Raw genomic sequence first — 24550 nt, 5'->3', positions numbered from 1 at the left:
AATGTTGGACATAAAAATACTCCTCCTTACAATCTTTGATAATTACTTATCTCAATTATTGCCAAGAAAGAGTACATTTTATTCTGTTTACACAAAATTATTTACAGGTCCTTTGGGTAATTTTTGTTACTTTAAATATATAATAAATAAAGATGCAACCATTTTTGGTTGCATCTTTATTTTTATCTAATTAGAGAATATTAATTTTAATAAAATATTTGTACTATTTAGAAACCTATGCAACCACTTAATGTAGCTCCTGTAATATTATTTGTACCATTTTTAGATGTACAATTATTCATTATAGCTTTACCAAATGTAACTGTTTTTCCGCCTAAAGCTGATGGTGCACCTGTAAGTGGGAAATTAAAATTATTTTTACCATTCTTTTGACCAATACAACCCGTCATTGTAACAACACCATTTTGATTGTTTCTATCAAATCCACTGCCTGTGTTACCTATTGCGGTGCAATCAATAAGCAGATGTTTTAATGGGTCTAAATGTGCTGCTACTCCTGTAGTTTTGTTGTCTACTCCGCCGACTTTAAATCCATTGCCGTCACCTTTTATTCCACCGCAGTCACCATTGTTTATAGCTTTGCATCTTGTAAATGTTACAGCGCCATGAGCAGCATATAAATCATAGCCATCATCTGAATTTCCTTCAGCGGTACAATCTGTTAATGTATTTCCAACACCTGAATGTAATTTAATTGCAAATCCATCAGCATTTTCTCCTGTTGCATCTGCATTACTATAGGAGTAAACGTTGGTTAAAGTATTATTAGCTGCCCCATTTGATAATTGTACACCGGCGTCATGGTTACCATGGACCTTTAAGTTTGTTAGTTTATTACTTGACCCTTCCATATATATTCCATTATCTGCAGCGCCATAAAGCTCTAAATCAGTAATTGTAGATCCATTAGTTTTAATTGTGAATCCCTTGCCATTACTTCCACTAGTTGAGGAAAAATTTATTTTCCCAGCTCCGGCTTTTCCTGATATTATTACTCCTGCTGGTACAACTACTGATCCTGAAGTTACTGTTCCAGTGATTGCAATTGTATCTCCGGATTTAGCTGAAGCTAAAGCGCTTGATAATGTAGGTCCTCCAGCTTTAACATAGGTAGTACTAGCCGCAGCAGAGGCCGAAGTACTTTGTAATAAACATCCTCCCATAACTATTGCTCCTAGTGCTGCTACCATACATAAATTTTTAAGTCTTTGCATTAAATAACCCCCTGTATATTTTTTTAGATTAATATATGTAAAATGTTTGAATATATAGCAATATTGAATTTTTTATTTATTATTTTCATCATATGTAATGTGTTAACAAATATTATGTTATCATATTTCCATAGTCATGTAAACGATTTTAAGAATTTCAAACATATTTATTTGTTCGAATTTTTTAATATCACATTTGAACAAATTTGGGAATATGGTCTACAAAACTGGCATGACAAATGTCATGCAACTTTTACAAAAAATATATAAATATTAATATAATGGACATATAATATAAATATTGGTTATTAGCCCCAGCTATTTATTTCTAACAATAAGAAGTATGGTAGGTTCAATACAAAAACCAAAGAAAAAAATTTAGGAGTGAGCATTAATGAAATTTATTAAAGATTTGAAAATTATCCAAAAACTACTGTCAGCATTTATCATAATGGCATTGTTTATGTTTATTATTGGGTTTATTGGAATGAATAATGCGCAAAAAATGAATAAAGATATTACTAATATGTATAATTCGGATCTGATAGGTGTTAAGGATGCTACTAACATTAAATCAAATTCATTAGAAATTAAAGCGGATCTATTGTTAATTGCTAATCCTAAAAATAAAAGTGATTTACAGAAAAACAAAGATGATATTGCAGGATTACAAACTAAAAATGATGCACTTATTGAAGAATATAAGAAAAGTACAACTAATGAGTTACAGAAAGAACAAGTAACAGAACTTCAAAAATCACTTGTAGATTATCGCACAACCAGAGAGGGTGTAGTTAAACAAGTTGATGAAGGTAATTATGATAAGGTAAATGAGCTTTTCCCAGGTGTTACCAAGAGTAGAATTGAATTGTTTACAGTTCTAGAAAAAATACTAAAATCAAATATGGATACAGCAAAAGTTGACTATGAAGCTAGTCAAGTATCGTTTGGCAAATCCTTTGTTCAAACTACAGCAATAATTGTTATAGGATTATTTATGGCTATTACATTGGGTTTAATTATTTCTATTTCAATTTCAAGGCGTCTAAAGAAGGTTTTAATAGTTGCACAGGCTCTTGGCGAAAATGATTTATCAAAAACTGTTGATCTCGATACTAATGATGAGATTGGTATTTTAGCAAAATCTTTAAATAAAGCTATAAAAAACTTGAAAATATTAATTGGAGAAATATCAGGAAGTGCCACTGATATTAATGCTACCAGTGAAGAACTATCGGCTACAACGCAGGAAATATCGGCAAAAATGGAGATTGTGAATGAATCTGTAAGACAAGTATCATTAGGAGCAGAACAGCTAAGTGCCACAACAGAGGAAGTAAATGCAACTGCAGAAAGTATCGCAGAAAATGTGTCTGATGTCACTAAAAGGGCACAAAATGGGAATAAGATCGCAAGCGATATAGAAGTAAGGGCAAAACAAGTCAAAGAAGATGCTGAGGATAACTTCAGTATAGCAAATAAATTATATTTGGAAAAACAAGCAAGTATACTAAAAGCAATTGAAGAAGGCGAAGTTGTTAGTGAAGTTAAGATAATGGCGGACGAAATAGGAAATATAGCAAGTCAGACAAATCTTCTTGCACTTAATGCAGCGATTGAAGCAGCAAGAGCAGGAGAAGAAGGTAAGGGCTTTACAGTAGTTGCAGATGAGGTTAAAAAATTAGCTGAAGCGTCATCAACTATAGTTCAAAGGATTCAAGCGGTAACTTTAAAAGTGGAGCAGGCATTCCATAATATTTCTAACAATGCTCAGGACGTGTTGAGCTTTATCGATGATAAAGTTACACCTGATTACCAATTATCCGTAGATACAGGTAAGCAATACGGTGATGATGCCATAGTATTTAATGAGCTATCGACGAGTATTGGAGACTCAATGAATATAGTAAATGAAACTGTATTAGGAATTAAAAAGGCGATTGAAACTGTATCAGCTACAGCTGAGGAATCAGTTGCAAGTTCTGAGGAAATACTTGCAAGTGTTGATGAGTCTGTTATGGCAATTACGGAAATAGCAAAAGCTTCTCAAAATCAAGCGATACTAGCAGAGAAACTAAACAATATGGTTCAAAAGTTTAAATTGTAGAATATTAATTAAAACCCCGTTTAATTAAATGGGGTTTTAAAATGTTTATTTCTTGATGAGTTGTTTTTTAAAAGTATCTACTTGATGCGCAAGCCATTTTATAACTTCTTTTTTATCCTTATCTATAGGGGAAATCTGCTCCCAAATCTCTTTGAAATATCCTTCAAAAGCATTAACGACCATGGGTTCTTGAATTATTATGGCGTGTGTTGAAGACTCAATATGAACGCTATGTTTTTCTTTGATAATAAAAGAAGAAACGGTATTTCCTTTGTTTTTATAAAGAGTTTCATTAACAAAAGAAAATTTATAGTTGTCATAGGTTTTCAATAAATTAATTATATTTTGTATAAGTATAATTATATCTTCAATATCAAAATTAATTGTATTAACTACGTTAAAACAGCAAAAAGAGAGTTCATTGTTTTTAATTATATTTTGTATAGAGCTTAGGGGATATATATCTAAATATTCATGCTGCTTTATATTTAGCAAAAAAGAATTTACTCTACGCTTGTGTAGTTCTAATATTTTTATTAGCTGATCATTAGTAAAGCTCAGTTTGACTAATAATTTTTTCAAAAGTATATTGGGAATAAGTAATAAGCTAAGGGTATTTTTAAACAAAAATCGGCTTCCTGCTGTATTATCACTTTCATCTAAGGAGTTATTGTATGCTATACTTTCATCTAAATCATAGTATTCCATTAAGGATTTAGATAAAGGTAAAAGATTTAAATTAAAATTTTTACATAAGATATCAATTCCGACTTGATTGTTGGTATAAAAAGCGCAGTCTATTTCAGAATTTAGACTTGTTGAAAAACAACTAAAAGCACCTTCACCAGGAATAATAACGACTTCTCTACCGTGAGAAGCTACATCATAAGTTTTATAGTAATAAAGGAAGAATCGACCGGTTTCTAACAAGGGAATAGTGAAAAGTATAAGATTCATTATTTCCTTTATATTTTGGTTTAATTTGAATAGAAATTTTACAGTCCAACCATTTATCAACGCCTTTAAAATAGCCTCTTTCCACCCTGCAAAATCTTTCTGGATTTTTATTAGATCTAGATTATTGTCAGAGGATAGGTAGATTACATTATTGTCTTTACCTTTTTCTTTTCCTGCCTTTTCAATTAAAGCTAATATAGATGCTAAAACATTTTTACGGCCAATAATGATATTATTATCAGTATTATCATTTGATAAATCAATTTTTTTATTGATTCTTATTTTTTTACCTTCCAAAGAACAGCCTTGAGCTTCTAAAAGAACCTTCATTATTTTATTTTTTCTGGATACTCTTATGTCTAAATTTCCACAAATTATCTTAAGAACATCATTTAAACGTTGTTCTTGAATAGAATTCAAAATGTTCTCGGAAAGAAAGTTTGTTATGCTTTCTATATAATTTCCGTGATACGAAGGAATTCTTTGCTCATGTAACCAGCGACTTATTAGAGAACTGTCAACGTTAATTCCTTTAGCTAATCGATTATTACTCATATCTAATGAAGAAAGTAGCAGTTGAAGACATTCTCCAAACTTAACTTTTGTAATCATAAAAATGCTCCTTTTGAAAAAATGTCATGTTTATTTTATAAAAACTATGTAAATGTTTAAACATAGATATATACAATATTACATTAATATATTACCATTAAATATAAAAAACGACAATTTTATTTTTGATTCAAAATCATTTATAGAATATTCATTGACTGTATTATTTATATTTTGTACAATGGTAATTGGGAATTATAACAAAAGGAGGGAGATAATATGACTAGAACTAAGGGCGCTAAAAGGAACAAATTGATAGGGATACTTATTATTTTAGTAGGTATACTAGCAGTTTTTGCATACATGATATTGTATAACGGTGGAATGACAATTAGAAAAACGACTACAACAGAGGTTATAGGAAAGCTTGCAAAGGTGCAGATAACAGGTGGAGAATTCGAATTAACTCAAAAAAATATGGATGAGTTAAGCAATTTATATTTTGCAAAGCCTATAACCAAAGGAAATATGACTCTTAATGGAGTTAATGTAGAAATCTTAAATGATGAGCTTTTAATAAATGCTCCTATAAAATACAAGAATCTTAATTTATTGTTTTCATCAAAGGGAAAGGTAAGTGTTTTAAATGGAAAAGTTACGTATGATGCCGATAATTTTAAAATCGGAAAAGTTAGATTACCTAAAAAAATTGTTTTATCTCAAATTATAAAGCTTAATAATAAAAGCTTTTATGTTGAGGATAATTCAATAAAAATTAATCCAAGTATGTTTCCTTTTAAAATAAGTAGTCTTAAAATTAAAGACAATAAAATACTCGCAGCATCTCCCCAGCAGAGTATAAAAAAGTCTTTTGAAGAGATTACTAAAATGAGTGGGGCAGAGATTGATAAGCAACTAGAAATACTAAAACAAAAAATACAAAATGCTGCTGAACTTATGAGTGGAGAAGCAGAAAAAGCAAAATTAAAAGAAATTCAAGATAGTATAGAAAAGGCTAAGGGTAAATCAATAGATGAAAAAAAACAAATTATAAGTGATAGTCTTAATAAGATTGATGGAGCCATTAGTAAAGTAACAGACAGTGGTAAAAAGAAAGAATTGGAGAAAATTAGAGCTGCGGCTGAAAATGCACAAAAGATTGCAGTGGAAAAACAAAAAATATCTCAAAAGCAGAATGCTACTAAAAGTGCTTCATTAACAAAGGCAGGGGATGATTTAAGTGGCGCATATTCTCAGGTAGGGACTTCAAAAGAAAGACAGATGATATCAATAATGAAATCAACTATGAGCGAGATGGCATCGAATTCATCTTATAATTCTAGCGCAGATCAAGCCTCAGTTAGGTCTATTTATAGCACGCTTGATTCACAAAGTAAGAATAAATTTAAGTATGCATTAGCTAGCAATGTTGATTCGGACAATCTTTCTGTGTTAAGACAGATTTTTGGAATGTAAAAAAGGATAGTGAGATCACTATCCTAAAAATTACTATGCTATTTTGACATAATTGTTAGTATCACATCTTTGGCCGTTTTTTGAATCAAAATAATTGCCATGTGTGTACCTTTTTTAGCATTTAGACTATATGATTTTTTTGCTTCAGTAATAGTCCAACCATCTTGTTTTAAGATAGCTTGATAATCATTAAATACCTTAACATCTGTTGTATTTTTTAAGGTATATGTAGACGCAGCAAGTGCTTTTTTTGTTTTAGCAGTGTATTTAGCTGTTTTTACTCCATTATATGTTGGGAGATATGCTAAATCCTTAGTATATGTTATTTTAGCCTTAGCAGGAGTAGTAGCAGCAGGAGTAGTAGCATTACTAGTCTTACTTGCATCTGTAGTGGTTTTACTACCACATGCAACGAAAGATAGAGATATAACTAACACCATTGTAATGTAGAGAAACTTTTTCATGAAAAATCACCTCCTTAAAAAATTAGTCTCAATGTATATTTTAAAGCAATTAATGGTAATGTCAAGTATATACACCGTGAAAGTAATAGGAGTAGAAATATTGTCAATATTTCAAAAATTTTAAATTTATTTGTTTGAAAAAAGAGGAAATTGTGTTTTTTTGTCGAATTTACATATTAGTATAGTTTGTGACTGATATATAAAGGGGATTAAAAAAATGGTAAATCAAGAGATAAACATAGTCATTGCGGATGACAACAAAGAATTTTGCAATGTTCTTAATGAATATCTATCGAATGAGAATGATATTAATGTTATTGGCATTGCAGGAGATGGAATAAAGGCAATAGAACTTGTTTATGAAAAAAAACCTGATTTATTAGTGCTTGATATAATTATGCCTAATCTTGATGGACTTGACGTTTTAGAGAGATTAAGTAGGATGAATATGAATTCAAAGCCTTGTATAATAGTTTTGTCAGCGGTTGGGAATGATAAAATAACTAAAAGAGCCATAACTCTCGGGGCAGATTATTATGTTGTAAAACCTTTTGATATGGAAGTATTTGCTCAAAGAATAAGACAGATGTTAAATAACACTATCAATAGTGGTAATGCAGCACGAACATCTACTTATTCTGATAATACTCAGAGTGGAACTTATGAAAATGAATCTACTAATGTTGATATGATGAATGAAATAACTAATATTATCCATCAGATCGGAATACCTAGTAATTTAAAAGGGTATATGTACATAAGGGAAGCAATAGCTATGGTTATTAATGACACTGGACTTTTATCATTAGTAACAAAAGTGTTGTACCCATCAATAGGTAAGAAATTTAGTACTACAGCGAGTAGGGTGGAAAGATCAATGAGACACGCGTTAGACATTGCTTGGAGCGGTCTTAAAGAAGAGAAGGTTAATAAAATTTTTGGTTATACAACCTGTAATAAAAAAGGTAAGCCTAGTAATTCTGAATTTGTAGCCATGGTTGCTGATAAGTTAAGAATACATAATATAGAGTAGTTAGTGATTTTATGATACAATAATAAATATAAAAAGTTTATTTAAAAATATAAAATACTGTTGCTAAGGAAGGAAAAATATATGAGTAATATTGATATACAAAAGGTTGGGAATGATTTTATTGTTATAAATGATAAATTAAGTGGGATAGTTACTATAACTACTGAGGATTTAGCTGAGCAAAACTTATCTAATAATTTTATTTATAAAGTTTGTCCAGATGGTGAAATACTAAATGTTGGTAATGAGAATAAAGCAGATGAAAAATTAAAGAAAAAAGCAGTTAAGAGTTCAAAAGAAATTTTAAGGGATAAATTAATAGCGGATGGATTTGAAAAAATTCCAGAGAATTTATCTAAATTAGAGCTTACTAAAATATTGGAGTTTTCTGAAAATAAAATTGTTAAAAACAATAAATATTCAAAGATGTTTCCTTTTAGTGTTGAGAAGACTGAAAATTATGATTTAAAAGTAATATTACTAATGTACAATGGAAGTAATAATGAAACAGATATAAATAAGTTTCCATTAAAGATAAAAGATGCAAATGGTAATGTGTTAATAGCTGACCTTGTCGATATAAATAAAACAATAAGTGTCTCTAAAATAGGTATATGTGAAATACTAATAGAAAAGGCACGTCTTAGTGAACAATTACCAGATTTAACAACTTGGACTATTACCTTTGAAATGGCATAAAATGATATAAATTAATATTTAAAAAGAAGATGTTTGGAATGAGTTTATTCCAAACATCTTCTTTTTTTAACGTAAGGGAGCTTTTGTCAAAGGTAATTACAAAAACATTTGAAAAATATGCAACTATACTGTTAGGACAAGCGTTATATAAGTGTAAACAAGTAGAAAAATAAAGCATAAAAATTATAAAATAATATCAAAAGATAAATGTAAATAAACGGAGGCATAAATATATGAATAAGAAAATTACAAGTTCAACACTTGCTGCGTTAATAATAGCTGGATCAACATCTTTCACGGCTTTTGCAGCAATGGACAATGGAACAGTTGTAATAGGAAATAAAGCTTTTGATTTAGCTTATGCTAATGACTCAGTTAATGTTTCTGAAATCACGAGTGCAGTAATCTCAGGGGGAACAATTTATGTTAAAGATTTTAATGGGAAATGGATAGATAATCTTACAGAAAAAGCTATCGATGCCAGCATTATACCAGCTGTGATTTATAAGAATAGTAAGGCTGAAACTAAATTTGATGCTGCAGATACTACTGTAACAGCTATTAAGGAACCCTCATATCCAAAAACATTTACAAGTATTACAAATGCAATTACTAATACATCAAACGTGATCTACTTAACAGCAGTAGATCAGTATGGTGAAGCGTATGATATAAAAACGGATTCTTCATATAAGGTAACAGCAACAATAAATGGAATGCCTTTAAGTGATACTGAGATGAAATTAACAACAGATAATAATATGGCAAAAATAACATTAGACAAAGATTTAGTTGAAAATGATGTCATAGTAATAAAGATTGATAAATTTGATAAAGATGCAACCACTTCAAGCGCAAAATTAATATCTACGATAAGCACTAATTTTGTGGTAGAAAAAGATGTAGCAATAACGCCTAAATCAATTCTAGGGGTAACTTCATCAATGGGGAGTGTGTCAGTTGGGGATGAAGCGGTAACTTTAAGTGCTGATGTACGTGACCAATATAATAATCCAACAGATTTGACAGCTAATAAATTAAGATGGGTAGTTGAGCAGGGTGGAGATTTACTTGATACTAATTCTGAGCTTAATAGTGGTAAAATTACATTAGATAAAAATTCAAATACAACTACATTTAAGGCTATAAAACCAGGGATCATAATTATAAGTGCTTATAATATTATTAATGGTGCAAAAGCTACATATTCAGTTCAGGTCTCTGAGGCTAAACTCTCGCAACTTAATTTAACCTCTGAAAAACCTGTTACTGAGTTTAATAAGGAAGATATTAATTATAATAAAATAACACAAAATGATGGTGCTATATTAACAACTGATATGATTAAATTTAATATAAATCCTAAAACAAGTGGTACAGTTGCTAGTGATGTAACAGTTACAGCGAGTCTTCGTGGAGGTAGTGATGCTTATAAAAATGATATAATAATAAGCGCTAAATCGACAAAAGAGGGAACATATGAAGTTACTCCATATGTAGGAACGACATTTGACGCAGAAGGCACTATAAAGGCAACAAAATTTGATGTGACAACTACATTAAATGGAATTGCAACAACTATTGATTCTATAACATTACCAAAACTTAAAGTTAATACAAAGACAGTAACAAATTTAGTTATAAGAAATGCTCACAATGAGGTTATAGACGAAAATGGTAATAATGTTACGGCTTTAGTTTATAGAAATGGAGTATTAGATAATAACTTAACAGTTGAAAAGCTGGATATAGATGGAAAATCATCAACTACTAGGCCAGTTAAATCATTAAGATTTAATGCAAAAGAAGCTGGAAATTACATAATAAGGCTAAGCGTTAATGGTACGGTTGCAAATAAGGATGTAGTAGCTATTTCAGAAGTTACATCACTCGCAGGTATTGAACTTGGAAATAATATAACAGATAATAGTATTATAGCGAATGATATGGCTCCTGTTTATAGGGTTATAGGTGTAGTTGACAATAAGGGTGATGAAATAAATCCAGATGTTTCGGGATGGACTATTGAGGCTAAAAATAAAGCAGGCACAAATTTTAATGGTTTTGCAAGTATTGTTTATTATAAACACGATGCAAGAGGAGTTATTATAGATGCTACAACAGAAGATGCAGAGGGGACAGCTGTAAAATTCGCTCCAAATGCTACATCGGTTAATAGTTTAGAATCAGACACAATACTCACGATAAAAGTTGGAAATAAAGCAATAAGTTCTACAGACGTTATTAAAGACACATTAGACGTAACTGTAAGGGCAAAGAGTAAAGTAAAATCTATAATACTTGCAGATAATAAAATTTCAACAATTTCGGGAGCTAGTGTAAAAAAAGAAATAGTTATACTTGACCAATATGGAAAAGCTATCACTGATCCTACTATGGTAAAAGTATTATATGGATCAAAAACTACTGCAACAGTTTCTTATGATGATAGAGCTAAAAAAATGTATATAACATATTTTGGAGAAGCAACAGGAATTGATACAATAGTTGTGAAGTCATTAACTGAGCCTGCTATAACAGCAACTGCAAATATAAGTATTGGCGATAATACAAATATAAATACAATAGTATTTAATGAAAACAAATATAAAGTATATAATGATGCTAATAATGATGCTTTGGATGGATCGGTAGCATTAACTTATAAAGTAAATGATGGAGATATTGATGTGCCGACAGGTGCTCTTCACGTAATTTCTGATTCTAAATTAGTTACTGTAACTACAGATGGGTCAGTAATAAATGTTAAGGCAAAGGCTGGTGTAAATACTGCTACAACGGGTATTGGTAGTGATACAATTATAACAATAAGTGTTCTTACGGCTAATGGAAAAACAGATTCGATAAATCTAACATTCTCTGATGACGAATCGATAGTTACTCCTTCAACTGTAGCAATTAAAGATACTGTTGATGAAAATAAAGATTTAGCAGGAACGCAATTAATAATCGGTAGAGATGAAAATGGAAATGTTGTTAATGAAACCTCGAGACAGATTACATTACTCGGTGTAGATCAATATGGAAATAAAGATATAGATGTAACAACTGATACAACTTGGACATCTAGCAATTCTGAGATAGCTAAAGTAGGTACAAATACTGGACTTGTAACAGCAGTAAAACCTGGGAAAACAACGATAACAGGCTTTTACAAAGGGAATTTATATACTATAGAAGTTGAAATACCAGAAGTAAAATAAAAATGCTCTTAAATTATATGAACCAGATAAATAATATTTATCTGGTTCATGTATTTTTTGTTGTGATACTCGCAATAGATTATTCACCTGTTAGACCACTTTTATGAAACTGCTTTACAAAACCAGCAGTTTTTTTATTTATTTTTTCTTTTAAGAAAAGTCCAAGAAGTAAAAAAATAATAAAATATATAGCTAATATTAACATATTCTTAACTAACACCTCGGGGATAATCCCTGCCGTTGCTTCCCTCATTCCGCCTATGGCATAAGTAAATGGCATCATAGGATTTATATATTGAAAGAAATCACCCAATAATTCTATTGGAAATGTTCCTCCGGATCCGGAAACTTGTAGTACCAGCGCGATCATAGTGAGAGCCTTACCTCCATTGCCTAAAACAGATACAAATGTATAGATAATGGTAGTGAATACAATACTAACATATACTCCAAATAGTGTAAGTATTATTGGGGAGACTGCATAGGTTTTTAGAATGAATAAATTACCAGCTATAGTTATTAAAGTTTGAAGAATTCCAATACTTACAAATGTAAAATATCTTCCCAAAAATTTTTCTTTTGTGGTTAAAAGTGTGCCATCCTTAAAATCTTTAATATGAACTGACAATATTGAAACTAATATAAATGCACCTACCCAAATAGCAAGTATAGTGTAAAATGGAGTCATAGCTGAACCATAATTAGGAATTGGATAGACTCTATTTTGTACGAGTTCTATTGGGTTTGCTAAGAAGTCACTTTCCTTTTTACCATCTCTTTTTAATATTTTTATAAGTTCATTAATTTTTTCATCATCAGTAAGTTTTTTCAGATTTTGTGCATTTGAATGTATATCCTTTTGAAGGCTTGGGAACTTATCCTTTATTTCCTTTAAACTATCTACGCCTGCGCCAAACTGAGTATTGGTTTGATCGAGCATGCTAGTAATGAGAGGCATATTGCCCTGCATATTTTGTAACATACTCGTTGCACCAGTTGATAAACCACTTGCATTGTTCATCGCATCATCAATTACGTCGCTGGTTTCCCTGTCGAAAAGATTCATTGTGCTATTGATTAATCCTGAAGCTTTATTAGCGCCTTGCACCGCAGCGGTTATATCACTAGTTAGGACTGTATTACCATGATCTACGGTATCAATCATAGAATTAACATCAGCCTTCTGCTTTGTCATTTCATTTTTAACACTTGTGAGACGATTAATGAAATTTCCAATAACACTACTGTTTAGGGAATTATTTATTGATTTATTTAGAGCGAGTACGTTATCGATTTTCTGTATACCATCCGTATATTTATCTCGAGCTTTAATTAAAGCACTATTATTTGATGATTTTGAGTCTTGAAAGTCAGTTAATGAGGATTCAGCATCATCTGCTTTGTTTTTTATAAGAGCAAGGTCTGCTTTTACAATCGGAGATACTGTTTGTAGCGAATTTTTCCCTTTTTGCGCATAGGTATTGCCTGTTTTAGTAAGATCTAGAGTATTGTCTATGGCACCAGATATAGTAGGGATATCGCCCCTAACATTTTTCATAAGTTTTTGGAACATTAAAGCTTCCGTGTAAACATTATCTATGGAACTTCCGATTTCAGGCATATTATCATCTGCACTAATAACCATATCGATAAGACTTTCAAGTTTTGGTTTGTCTTTTGCAAGATCGACTCCAACTTGGTTAAGATAAGTAAAGAGTGTTTCACTAGCTGTTTCAATAAAGGTTTGGGTTATTTGTTCTTGCAGGGAAGTTGCGCCACTGCCTGTGATTTTTGGAGCTACAGCATTCTCTTTTTCATTTACAGTATAAATTAGTTTTGCTTTGATTGGATCAGTATAAGATGTAATAGAAAGGAAATCTTTTGAAAAATCCTTAGGGATAACAAAACTGGCATAATATTTACCATATTTTACACCCTCCGTAGCCTCACTCTCATTTACAAAAGTCCAACCAATAGATTCATTAGTTTTCAATTTTTTTACCAAATCATTGCCAATATTAACTTTAGTATCTTTTAGTTTTGATCCAGTATCCAAATTAACAACAGCAACTAAAAGTCCTTTAGTCTTTGAATAGGGGTCCCAACCTGCTTGAATATTAAACCATGCATAAAGTGCTGGTAAGCAAGATATCCCAACTATTATAATTAGTGTTACATAATTAGAGATTATACTTTTTATATCTCTTTTGTAAATTTTTAAAACATTTTTCATATTTATTCTAGGACCTTTAAAAATTTTCTTCATAAACAGCCACAACCTTACATATATATTTTACTATTATCTAGTTAAAGCAATACTCAGCTGAAGCATTACTCAGCTAAACCACTTTTATCAAATTCTTCTATAAATTTCGAATTTATTTTATTCATTCTTTCTTGTAATACAAATGCAAGAACGAAACAGACAACTAAATATTTGGATAGTGTTAACATATGACTAATTAATACTGAGGGTATAATTCCTGCTACTGCTTCCCTCATTCCCCCTATAGCATAAGTAAATGGAAGCATAGGGTGTATATATTGAAAGAAACTACCCAATAATTCTACTGGAAATGTTCCTCCTGAGGCAGAAATTTGGAGTACCATCACAACAACAATTAAAGCTTTACCTATATTTCCTAAAATACATACGAATGAGTAGATAATCGTAAGAAATACTATGCTTACATAAATGCCGAATAGTATAAGTATAATAGGCGATACAACATAAGTTTTTAGTAAAAGGAGGTTACCGACAATTGTTACTAAAGTTTGCAAAATTGCAATGGTTAAAAAGGTGAAATACCTTCCCAAAAATTTTTCCCTTGTGCTTAAAGGCTCACCATCTTTAAAGTTTTTAACCTCAACTGATAATAAGGAGTGCATTAGAAGCGCACCTACCCAAATAGCAAGTGTAGTATAAAAGGGGGACATAGCTGAACCATAATTAGGTATTGGATATATGCTATTTTGTTTTATTGCTATTGGGTTTGATAAGAAGTCACTTTCCTTTGCACCATCTTTTTTTAACATGTTGATAATTTCATTAAGTTTTTTATCATCAGTAAGACCTCTTAATTTTTCTGTGTTTGTATGCAGATATTGTGCCGCTCTCGGAAAATTATTTCTTACCGTATTTAAACTTTTTATGCTTGAGTTTATTTGACTATTGGTTTGCCCAAGTGTGCTATTAATTAGGGGCATATCGTTTTGTATATTCTGTAGCATATTAACTGTATTAGTTGATAATTCTTTTGTGTTTTGCATAGCATTGTCGATCTTCGGATCAATTGTAGTTTTAAAATCATTCATTATAGTACTTATTGAATTAGAAGACTTATCGGCAGCTTGCTTTGCAGCATTTATATCACTAGTTACGACCTGATTACCACGGTCAACGGTGTTAATCATAGAATTAACATTGATTTGTTGGGTTGTCATTTCATCTCGAGCTTTTGAAAGATTAGAAATTAAAGTAGTAATAGCGGTACTGTCTAGAAAATTATTAAGTGATCTATTTAAACTTAATACATTATCGATAGTCTGTATTGCATCACCATATTTGTCCCGAGTCTTAACTAAAACCTCTTTAATAACAGCATTATTTGATGGTCTTAAGTCATTAAGTTCAGATAGAGAAGATGAAGCAGTATCCGATATACCTTTTATTGTGGAAAGATCTTTCTGAATAATTGGAGAGGCAGCTTTGAGTGAATCTTTTGACTTTTCTATGTATCCATTGCTTGTCTTAGCAATGGTCAAAGCATCTCCAATTCCATTTGTCATAACAGGAAGATTATTCTTAACATTAAGCATATATTTTTGAAGTAGTATAGATTGTCCATAAGCATTATCCATGGATTTTTTAATTTTAGGCATCTTATCATCTAGGTTAATCATCATATCAGCAAGACTTTTAAGTTGTGGTTTATTATTTTCTAGCTCAACCCCAATTTGAGTGAGGAAGGAAAGAATTGTTCCACTAGATGTTTCAATGAAGTTTTTTGTGATTTCTGACTGCAAGGCAGTTGCACCTTTCTTCGTTAGTTTTGGAGCTATAGCATTTCTTTTTTCATTAACAGTATAAATCAGTTTTGCTTTTGTTGGAGTGTCACTAGTAGCAACAGAAAGAAGATCTTTTGAAAAATCTTTTGGCATAGTTAAGCTGGCATAGTATTTACCATATTTAATGCCTTGTTTAGCCTCGCTCTCACTTACAAAAGTCCAACCAATAGATTGATTGGTTTTTAAACTTTTTACAACATTATCGCCAATATTAACTTTAACATTTCTTAATTCAGAGCCTTTATCAAGATTAACAATTGCAACCGAAATTCCTTTAGTGTTTAAATATGGATCCCATCCCGCCTTAATATTAAACCAGGCATAAAGTGGGGGTACTAAAATTAGTCCTATAATCATGATTAATGTTGCACGGTTTGTTAATATATTTTTGATATCTCTCTTATAAATTCTAGAGACATTTTTATTGTTTATTTTATAACCTTTCAAAATATTTTTCATATGCACCGCACAATTTATAAATACCTTTTTTATATGGGTTTTACGATATATGAAAACCTTTTTTATATATATTCTAGAGCTATTAGAAGCACTTTTTATATATGTTTTACAACTTCTCAAAATATTCTTCATAAATATTCACAACCTTATATATTTTTTTTAACAACCTCTTATTATACCATGAAAATAGTCTCATTAGAATATTTTATCATTAATATATATTATCACGTTTAGATTTATATGTATATGCATAGAAGGTAAAAGGAATATCCATTTTAAATGTACAAAAACAGACAAAAAATGTTTGCTTTCGTACATTTTTATATTGTATAATTATCAATATTAGTAAAAAGTGTTAATTGATGAATATATTTGAATAATTCATAAATTAATGTTATGAGTAGATTACACAAGAAAAAGTTTATGGAGGAATTCATGATGAAGTGGATTTTAAATAAAGGTCTAAAGTTTCAGATAATAGTATCATTAATTTTGGCTTTAAGTGCACCAATATCAGTTTTATTATTGAATGTTTTTATACCATCGAAAATGAGTGACACTGTTAAATCAATGCAAGAAGATAAATCTAAAGATCTCTTAGTATACATAGACGGGACGATTGATAAGAAGCAGATTGAAAATTTTAGTAGTATAGATAATGAAAAGAGTATTATTTCAGCAAGAATTGAGCCCCTTTCAAGAACTGTACGTGACACAAGAATAGGTATATATATAACGTCTAATAAAAAACGCTATACATATGGAAAGCTTTTGGATAGAAGATCACATGTAAAAGATAATGAAGTAAATTATAATATTATTGAAAAAGGTATTGATGAAAGTTTTCAGAATGTTATAAAAACAAAAGTTGATAGGGTTGATTATGTATATTTAAATGGTCGTGATATTCAAAGATATCTTCATCCAATTATTTCAAATGAAAAGGTTATCTCTGTAATATGGAGTGATACTTTTCTTCCGCCGCAACTTAATACAAATAGAAAGATAATAACTTCAGTGTTGTTTATACTTCCACTCGGTTTGATAATAAGTTTTCTTCTATTAATAGTTATTATTAAGGATCAAAGTAGTAGTATAAAGAGGATAAAACGTGGGCTTGAAGCCATGTCAAGTGATCTTTCAATACGTATAGAAGACATGGGCGGAGATATAGGAAACATTGTTTACTCTATAAACAATATGGCAGAAAATTTACAGCAAAAGGAAAAGATAGAAGAAAAGCTTGCAAGGGCTGAAAAGCTCGCGGCACTTGGTCACCTCATATCAGGCGTGGCCCATGAGATAAGAAATCCCCTAGGAATTATAAAAGGCACTGTTCAACTCATGGAGAGAGACTTTAAAAATGAGGAGGGGTTAACTGAGTATGTACGAATAGTTAAAGAACAATCGGATAGGGAGAGTAAGGTAATACAGGAATTACTAGATTATGCAAGGCCATCAAAACATACACTCTTTCAAATGGATATAAATGTTCTTATTAGAAGCGTTTTATCTTTTACTAATAAATACATTCAAGACAGAAGAGTAGTCCTTAAATGTGATTTTTATGAAAATATACCTCTTGTGAACATAGATTGTGACAAGATAAAACAAGTATTTGTAAATATAATAATTAATGCCTGTGAAGCAATGAATGATGGGGGTATATTAACAATAAAAACGAAGAGTGATAATGGATTTATAGTTAGTACTTTTTGCGATACTGGAGAGGGGATGGATGAAATTCAAATGAGGAATATATTTGATCCTTATAATACTACGAAACCAAATGGTACAGGCCTTGGGCTTTCAATAAGCAATGGAATAATTGAAGCACATGGAGGTAGTATTGAAGCTTATAGTAAAAAAGGAGAAGGTTCTAAGTTTCTTATAAAGATACCTTGCTATGCAAAGGAGGGTGAGAATATTGGGTAAAATTTTAGTTATCGACGATGAAGAATATATAGGTTGGATTATAAAAAAGGCATTTGAAGGGACCGATAATGAAGTTTATTTAACACTTAACGCAAAGGAAGGAATACTTGAAGTACAAAAGTCAAACTTTGATGTAGTATTCTTAGATTTAAGGCTAAAAGATATGGATGGCATGGTTGTTCTTGAGAATCTTAAAAAAATACAAAAGGATATAGCAGTTATAATAATTACTGCTCATGGAAGCATTGATACAGCTATTGAGAGCATGAAAAAAGGAGCCTATGATTATATAACAAAACCTTTCGATATAGAAGAGTTAATAATTCAAGCAGAAAAGGCAATGGAACTTTCGCATCTTCGAGGTGAGGTTAATTATTTAAGAAGCGTCGAAGCTAAGAGATTAAAAAATGAAGATTTTATAAGTAAAAATGAAAAAATGAATTTGATTTATAAATCAATAAATCAAATAGCGAGTAGCGCTGCTACAGTTCTTATAACTGGGGAGAGTGGGACTGGGAAGGAACTAATGGCTAGGAAGATACATAAGCTAAGTGTTCGCTCAAAGGAGCCATTTATAATTTTGAATTGTGGAATATTATCAGATGATTTGGCAGAAGGAGAGATTTTTGGTGTCCCTAAAGAGGCTAATGGTAACAATGATTCACGAAAGCTTGGCAAATTGGAACTTGCGAATCATGGAACAATATTTCTAGGTGACGTTGGTGAAATGAGCCCTAATATGCAGGTAAAGTTTTTAAGGGTAATTGAAGAAAAAGAAATTCAAAATGCATATGGTAATGGAAATTCAAAAATTGATGTGAGGGTTATTGCATCAACAAATAATGATTTAGTAGAAGCAATAGAGGCGGGCACTTTTCGCGAGGATTTTTATTATAAATTAAATATTGTTCCTATTAATATACCACCACTACGTGATAGGAAAGAAGACATACGTGAGCTTCTTAATTTATTTATTAAAAAATATGACACTTATAGAAAGATAAAAGGAATTATTCCAGAAGCAATGAAACTTCTTAAAAATTATCATTGGCCTGGCAATATACGTGAACTTGAAAATGTTGTGGAGAGAATTGTTATATTAGCGACTGAGCCTTACATAAAAGCAGTAGATCTTCCACTAGAAATTCTTGGCCTTCGTAAAAAGTCAAAGGAAACTATTATATATTTTCCAGAGGAAGGTATAAATCTTGAAAATGTAGAACGAGAACTTATTATTAAAGCATTAGGTATGAGTGGTTATAACCAAAGTAAGACGGCGGGACTTCTTGGAATCACAAGGTCAGCCTTGATTTATAGAATGCAAAAATACAATATAAATTAACGATATCTTATAGCTTAATAAACATGAATGGAAGGTGAGTGTATTGAAAAATTTATTAGAAAATTTAAAAGAGTTCAAGTTTAATGAAGTACCTTCGAAAATTAAAGAGTGGATCCTAAATTTATCAAAGAAACAGATAATTATATTTGCAGTAGTGTTAGTGGCTTTTGTTGGAGTTTATAAAAGCCATATAATTCAGGACAAATTTTTTGCATCAAAAGCGGTAGTTAAACAGAATACTACTGCAGCTAAAAAAGGAAACCTAAAAGTTGTAGTATCTGGTTCAGGTCCCATATATTTTACAAACAGTAATAAAATCTATTCGAAAATTGGGGCTAATGTTAAAAAGGTTAATTATAAAGAAGGAGATAGTGTAAAGGCTGGAGATGTCATTTACGAATTAGACAGCACTGATGCACAGACAGCACTTAATACAGATTTAAATTCTTATAAACAAAATCAAATATCAGCAACTACTAGTGATGATGCGGTAAATAATTTATCAGTTACAGCTCCATTTACAGGACTTGTTAGTGATATTTTAGTAAAAGAGGGAGATACAGTTCAAAAAGGAGCTACGGTTTTTACTATTGCTGATACCTCAAAACTTAAAGTATTGTTAACATATAATTCTTCAGCTGCTGGTAAATTAGCAGTAGGACAAACTGCAAAGGTATATTTAACTTCATTAATGCAGTCAGTTAACGGTAAGGTAACTTATATAAGTAATGAAACAACAGGAACTATAGCAGGTGGTAAGTTATATACTGTAGAAATACAAATTACAAATCCAGGTTCTGTTCTTGAGGGAATGACTGCAAGTGCTGATATTGTATCGAATGGTGGAACAATATCAAGCACGGGCACAGCAGAACTTAATTATATAAAAAAACAACTAGTTACAAGTATAACTGGTGGAACAGTGGAAAATGTTGCAGTTAAACAAAATCAAACAGTTAGCTCAGGGCAAGTTCTTGTAACGATGAGTAGTGTCGATATTGCTAGAGCTAAAGAAAACTCAGATTTACAATTAGAAAATGCTCAGGCAAATGTGGCGTTAAAGACAAAGCAACTTGATAATTATAAAATAATTGCTCCTATTGATGGAGTAATAACAAAAATGTCTAATAAAGTTGGTGATACTTTAAAAGCTGGAGATGAACTCTCAGATGTTTCAGATCCAAAACAAATGGAATTTGATATTCCAGTTGATGAGCTAGATATAGCTAAACTTAAAGTTGGACAAAAAACAAGTATATCAGTAGATGCACTGCCAGTGACGTTGAAAACTCCAGTTACTGGAGTGGTTGCAAAAATTGCAGTAACTGGAGTTTCAGAAAGTGGAGTAACCACTTTTGTAGTAACAATTAAGATCAATGATAACTTAGGAATTCTTAAGGGTGGAATGAACGCAAATGGCGAAATAGAAGTATCTAATAAAGATAATATTTTATATGTACCTATAGAAGCTATAACTACAGTTAATGATAAAAGTTATGTATATATTAAAACGGCTGGAGCTAAATCAAGTGGAGATGGCGCAATGGGTGGTCAACCTGGAGACGGAGAGACAAAAACAACAACTGGTAGTAGTAAAGAGAGCGCAGCTAAAGTAACTACTAAAATTACGCAGGACGCTAAGTCTGTTAGATCTAAAGCAAAAGCAACAGATAAGACAAGTGGCAAGGCAAGCACAAAGGCAAATTATTATGATGGTTCAACGAAAACTCAAGTTGAAGTTGGATCAAATAATGATACTTACATTGAAATCACTAGCGGAGTAAAAGAAGGAGATGTAATTGTTTTACCACAAACCCAGGCAGCGTCTACAACTAAGAGTACAACAAAAACTAAATCAAGTGGTTCAGGTGGAAATAGTGGCGGTGGAGCACCTGGAGGTGGTGGATTCTAATGATTCAAATAACCGATCTATACAAGATCTATACAATGGGAGAAAATAAGGTCACAGCACTCAATGGAATAAACTTGAATATAAAGCAGCATGAATTTGTTTCTATAATAGGGCCTTCGGGCTCAGGAAAATCAACCCTTATGAATATGATTGGATGTCTTGATGTTCCTACAAAAGGAAGCTATAAATTAGATGGTGAGGAGATAAGTAAATTAAAGGATGATAAGTTAGCAGAGATCAGAAATTTTAAAATTGGTTTTATATTTCAAAGATTTAATTTACTTACAAAGCTTTCAGCACTCGAAAATGTCGAGCTTCCACTTGTTTATCAAGGGGTACACAGTAGGGAGTCTAGACATAGAGCAATAGATGCTTTGGATAAGGTTGGATTAAAAGAAAGAATGAACCATAAGCCAAGTGAACTTTCAGGAGGTCAACAGCAAAGAGTGGCTATTGCTAGAGCATTGGTTACAAGACCACCAGTGTTACTTGCGGATGAACCTACTGGCGCACTAGATCGAAAAACAGGAATTGAAGTAATGGACATGCTAAAAGAACTTAACGCTAATGGAAATACGATAGTTCTAATAACTCATGATAATGATCTTGCAAAACAGGCAAAACGTATTATAAGAATTTCAGATGGTGAAATCACTCAGGACAATGAGGTGACACTATGAAATTTATTCAGGCTTATAGAATGGCCATAAAAAGTATAGTATCTAATAAGGTAAGATCTTTCCTAACAATGCTTGGAGTTATAATTGGCGTTGGATCTGTAATTATTGCGGTAGGAGTTGCACAAGGAAGTAGCGCTAGTATAACAAACTCACTTTCAGGGCTTGGTTCAAATCTAGTAAATATTAATATAATGGGAAGGGGCAGTAATAGAAATGTTACTTATGAAGAGCTTGCAAAGTTTCAAAAAGAAAATAGTACTATAATTTCTAATATTGCTCCTCAAGCATCTGGCACTGGAATAGTGAAATCAGAGAATTTAAGCAGAAGTACTACAATACTTGGTACAAGTCCTGAGTATTCATCTATTAATAGTACTACAGTGCAAGAGGGTAGATTTTTGATTCAATTGGATATTGATTATAATCAAAAAATAGCGGTTATAGGTACTGCCGTTGCGAATGATGTATTTAAAGGTCAAAGTCCAATTGGCAAGATTATGAAGATAATGGGACAGCAGTTTAAGGTAGTTGGAGTACTTACACAAACGGCAGATGGAGCGGATTCATCTACTGATGATAGAGTGATTATACCAATAAGTGTTGCAACAAAACTAAACAAATCAGCTGTAATAAAAAGCTTTTCCGCTCAGGCAACAAGCGCTGCTACCGTAGACCAATCAGTTACAATTTTAACTACATTTTTGACTAAGATTTATAAAAACAGCAATGCTTTTAGAGTAAGCAATATGGCAGCGATTTTATCATCACTTAATTCAATTACAACAACACTTACAATAGTACTTGCAGGCGTTGCAGGTATATCGCTTGTAGTAGGTGGTGTAGGAATAATGAACATTATGCTTGTTTCGGTAACTGAGAGAACAAGAGAAATAGGAATTAGAAAAGCCATTGGAGCAAAAAAAGTAAATATACTCACACAGTTTATTGTTGAAGCATTAATACTTACTGGTATGGGTGGAATTACTGGAATAATTATAGGGGTCTGTACTATACACTTTGTTATAGGTGGCCTTGGAATAGTTCCAGAAGTATATTCAATGCCTTGGATTATTTTTTCATTTGGTTTTTCTTTGGCAATTGGACTTATATTTGGAACATACCCAGCAAACAAAGCAGCAAATTTAAACCCAATCGATGCGTTAGCATTCGAATAAATGCAATTCTCCGGCGTGCTTTGCAAACGAACTTTAAACAAGAAATTTGATTAAGAAATTCTAATGTTTTGCTCATGTAAAATTCCCTAACGCTCACATTCGGCGTCCTGCCTCAGGTTCGCTAGCTTGCCGTCCTGGCAAGCTTACGAGAATTTTACAATCGCAAAACAAGAATTTCTAAATCAAATTTCAATAGTTTCTTCGTCTCGTATTGCAAGTCACTTCGGAGAAAATATATATTAATATGTATGTTAATAAATATAAAGTTAATTCGGAAATTAATTATCAATTTAATAAAGTTTCAAAAAAATGATTTAAAACCGTAGGTTCATTAGAAGTGATCTTTTGTTGTTATTTTAAATGTGAAAGTCACAAAAATGAGTATAGCGAAGCTATTTTAGAAAGTATATATTACTCGAATGCAATTCGCTTCGCTGAGTAATTCTAAACTGATTTTACTTAAAGATACTAAAAAGTACAAACTCGCAACCCCTTAGTATTCTTCATGGGGACACAACAATTCTCAATTGTTATGTGCTCAAACATGTACTTTTCTTAACGTATCTTACGTAAAATAAGTTAAGAATTACTAACGCTTGTTCATATGCATTTTACGTAATATACACTTTCTTACCGTGTTAAGGGCAAAGGAAAGAAATTATAAGTTCATAATTTCTAAATTAATAAAAGCAAAAATATATATTAATTTGTATGTTAATATATATAAAGTTAATTCGGAAACTAATTGTCAATTTAAAAAAGTTTCAAAAAAAATGATTTAAAACCATAGGTTCATTAGAATTTCTAATTTATTGTTATTTGTAAAATTGATTTTTGCATTAAAGTGTATATTCGTAGAATGGATGATAGTCCACCATGACTAACGCTTTTCACTACGTGTATGAGATATATGAGGACCTAAGGGTTTCCAAATTCACTAATATAATAAAAAGGGATATGGAAATATCCACTGCAGAAGGAGTGTAATAATGAAATTTAAAAGGGCTACTATGAGTATTTTTTTAATATTTACTTTCTTTATGAGTACAATTAGTTCGAATTTTGTTTCGGCTGTAACTGTTGCTGATTATTCAGGGGGGGTTGCTAGGATGAAGCAACTCGGGATTGTGAATGCAGCGGTAGTTTCTAATGCTATGACTAGGGGGCAATTTGTTAAATCCGTAGTGATAGCAGCTGATTTAGAGGATGGAGCCTTAGGAATGAGAGGGGCT

The 24550-nt window shown here is 31.4% G+C and carries 16 protein-coding genes; 11 read left to right on the top strand and 5 right to left on the bottom strand.

What is annotated here, in order from left to right; all coding sequences use genetic code 11:
- Window positions 1–227: 227 nt before the first annotated feature.
- Complete coding sequence (locus tag KPL44_RS23225; RefSeq protein WP_216255449.1) at window positions 228–1235, bottom strand: right-handed parallel beta-helix repeat-containing protein; 1008 nt, start codon at window positions 1233–1235, stop codon at window positions 228–230.
- 394 nt (window positions 1236–1629) lie between these two features.
- On the opposite strand from KPL44_RS23225, the gene KPL44_RS23220 reads away from it, so the two are divergent.
- Window positions 1630–3342, top strand: coding sequence for a methyl-accepting chemotaxis protein (locus KPL44_RS23220; protein WP_216255448.1), 1713 nt, complete (start codon window positions 1630–1632; stop codon window positions 3340–3342).
- 45 nt (window positions 3343–3387) lie between these two features.
- Here KPL44_RS23220 and KPL44_RS23215 read toward each other — a convergent pair whose 3' ends face one another.
- Complete coding sequence (locus tag KPL44_RS23215) at window positions 3388–4911, bottom strand: hypothetical protein (protein WP_216255446.1); 1524 nt, start codon at window positions 4909–4911, stop codon at window positions 3388–3390.
- Window positions 4912–5130: 219 nt separating this feature from the next.
- Between KPL44_RS23215 and KPL44_RS23210 the strand changes: the two genes are divergently transcribed.
- A complete protein-coding gene (locus KPL44_RS23210; protein WP_216255445.1) occupies window positions 5131–6327 on the top strand; it encodes a hypothetical protein in 1197 nt (398 codons plus the stop codon).
- Between the two features lie 38 nt (window positions 6328–6365).
- Here KPL44_RS23210 and KPL44_RS23205 read toward each other — a convergent pair whose 3' ends face one another.
- Entirely contained in the window at window positions 6366–6791 is a 426-nt protein-coding gene (locus KPL44_RS23205; RefSeq protein ID WP_216255443.1) for a hypothetical protein, read from the bottom strand.
- Between the two features lie 217 nt (window positions 6792–7008).
- Between KPL44_RS23205 and spo0A the strand changes: the two genes are divergently transcribed.
- The 3 genes from spo0A (at window position 7009) to KPL44_RS23190 (ending at window position 11747) form a co-directional block, all read left to right on the top strand.
- Complete coding sequence (gene spo0A, locus KPL44_RS23200) at window positions 7009–7824, top strand: sporulation transcription factor Spo0A (RefSeq protein ID WP_216255441.1); 816 nt, start codon at window positions 7009–7011, stop codon at window positions 7822–7824.
- An 81-nt stretch (window positions 7825–7905) separates the two neighbouring features.
- The gene (locus KPL44_RS23195) at window positions 7906–8523 is read left to right on the top strand and encodes an SLAP domain-containing protein (protein ID WP_216255439.1); all 618 of its coding nucleotides are present in this window, start codon (window positions 7906–7908) and stop codon (window positions 8521–8523) included.
- Window positions 8524–8756: 233 nt separating this feature from the next.
- On the top strand, window positions 8757–11747 hold the full coding sequence (locus tag KPL44_RS23190; protein ID WP_216255437.1) for an Ig-like domain-containing protein: 2991 nt from the start codon (window positions 8757–8759) through the stop codon (window positions 11745–11747).
- Between the two features lie 79 nt (window positions 11748–11826).
- On the opposite strand, the gene KPL44_RS23185 is transcribed toward KPL44_RS23190, so the two are convergent.
- Window positions 11827–14013, bottom strand: a complete 2187-nt coding sequence (locus KPL44_RS23185) for a YhgE/Pip domain-containing protein (protein WP_216255435.1) — start codon at window positions 14011–14013, stop codon at window positions 11827–11829.
- Window positions 14014–14078: 65 nt separating this feature from the next.
- Window positions 14079–16274, bottom strand: coding sequence for a YhgE/Pip domain-containing protein (locus KPL44_RS23180; RefSeq protein WP_216255433.1), 2196 nt, complete (start codon window positions 16272–16274; stop codon window positions 14079–14081).
- Window positions 16275–16709: 435 nt separating this feature from the next.
- Here KPL44_RS23180 and KPL44_RS23175 point away from each other — a divergent pair, with 435 nt between their 5' ends.
- The 6 genes from KPL44_RS23175 to KPL44_RS23150 form a co-directional block, all read left to right on the top strand.
- Complete coding sequence (locus KPL44_RS23175; RefSeq protein WP_216255430.1) at window positions 16710–18209, top strand: ATP-binding protein; 1500 nt, start codon at window positions 16710–16712, stop codon at window positions 18207–18209.
- Window positions 18202–19551, top strand: a complete 1350-nt coding sequence (locus tag KPL44_RS23170; protein WP_216255428.1) for a sigma-54-dependent transcriptional regulator — start codon at window positions 18202–18204, stop codon at window positions 19549–19551. The genes KPL44_RS23175 and KPL44_RS23170 overlap by 8 nt, the downstream gene beginning before the upstream one ends.
- Before the next feature lie 43 nt (window positions 19552–19594).
- On the top strand, window positions 19595–21463 hold the full coding sequence (locus tag KPL44_RS23165) for an efflux RND transporter periplasmic adaptor subunit (protein ID WP_216255426.1): 1869 nt from the start codon (window positions 19595–19597) through the stop codon (window positions 21461–21463).
- Window positions 21463–22143 (top strand): ABC transporter ATP-binding protein, encoded by a 681-nt coding sequence (locus tag KPL44_RS23160; protein WP_216122795.1) that lies wholly within the window; start codon window positions 21463–21465, stop codon window positions 22141–22143. Before KPL44_RS23165 ends, KPL44_RS23160 begins: the two co-directional genes overlap by 1 nt.
- Window positions 22140–23318, top strand: a complete 1179-nt coding sequence (locus tag KPL44_RS23155; protein WP_216255424.1) for an ABC transporter permease — start codon at window positions 22140–22142, stop codon at window positions 23316–23318. The genes KPL44_RS23160 and KPL44_RS23155 overlap by 4 nt, the downstream gene beginning before the upstream one ends.
- A 989-nt stretch (window positions 23319–24307) precedes the next feature.
- Window positions 24308–24550, top strand: a 243-nt coding sequence (locus tag KPL44_RS23150) for a hypothetical protein (protein ID WP_216255423.1), incomplete at its 3' end; no start/stop codon positions are given.

Source organism: Clostridium sp. DSM 17811, from assembly GCF_018861905.1.
GTDB lineage: Bacteria > Bacillota > Clostridia > Clostridiales > Clostridiaceae > Clostridium_AD > Clostridium_AD frigoriphilum.
Note: the sequence above shows the minus strand (reverse complement) of the source record. Positions and strands in the feature narration are given on the sequence as shown.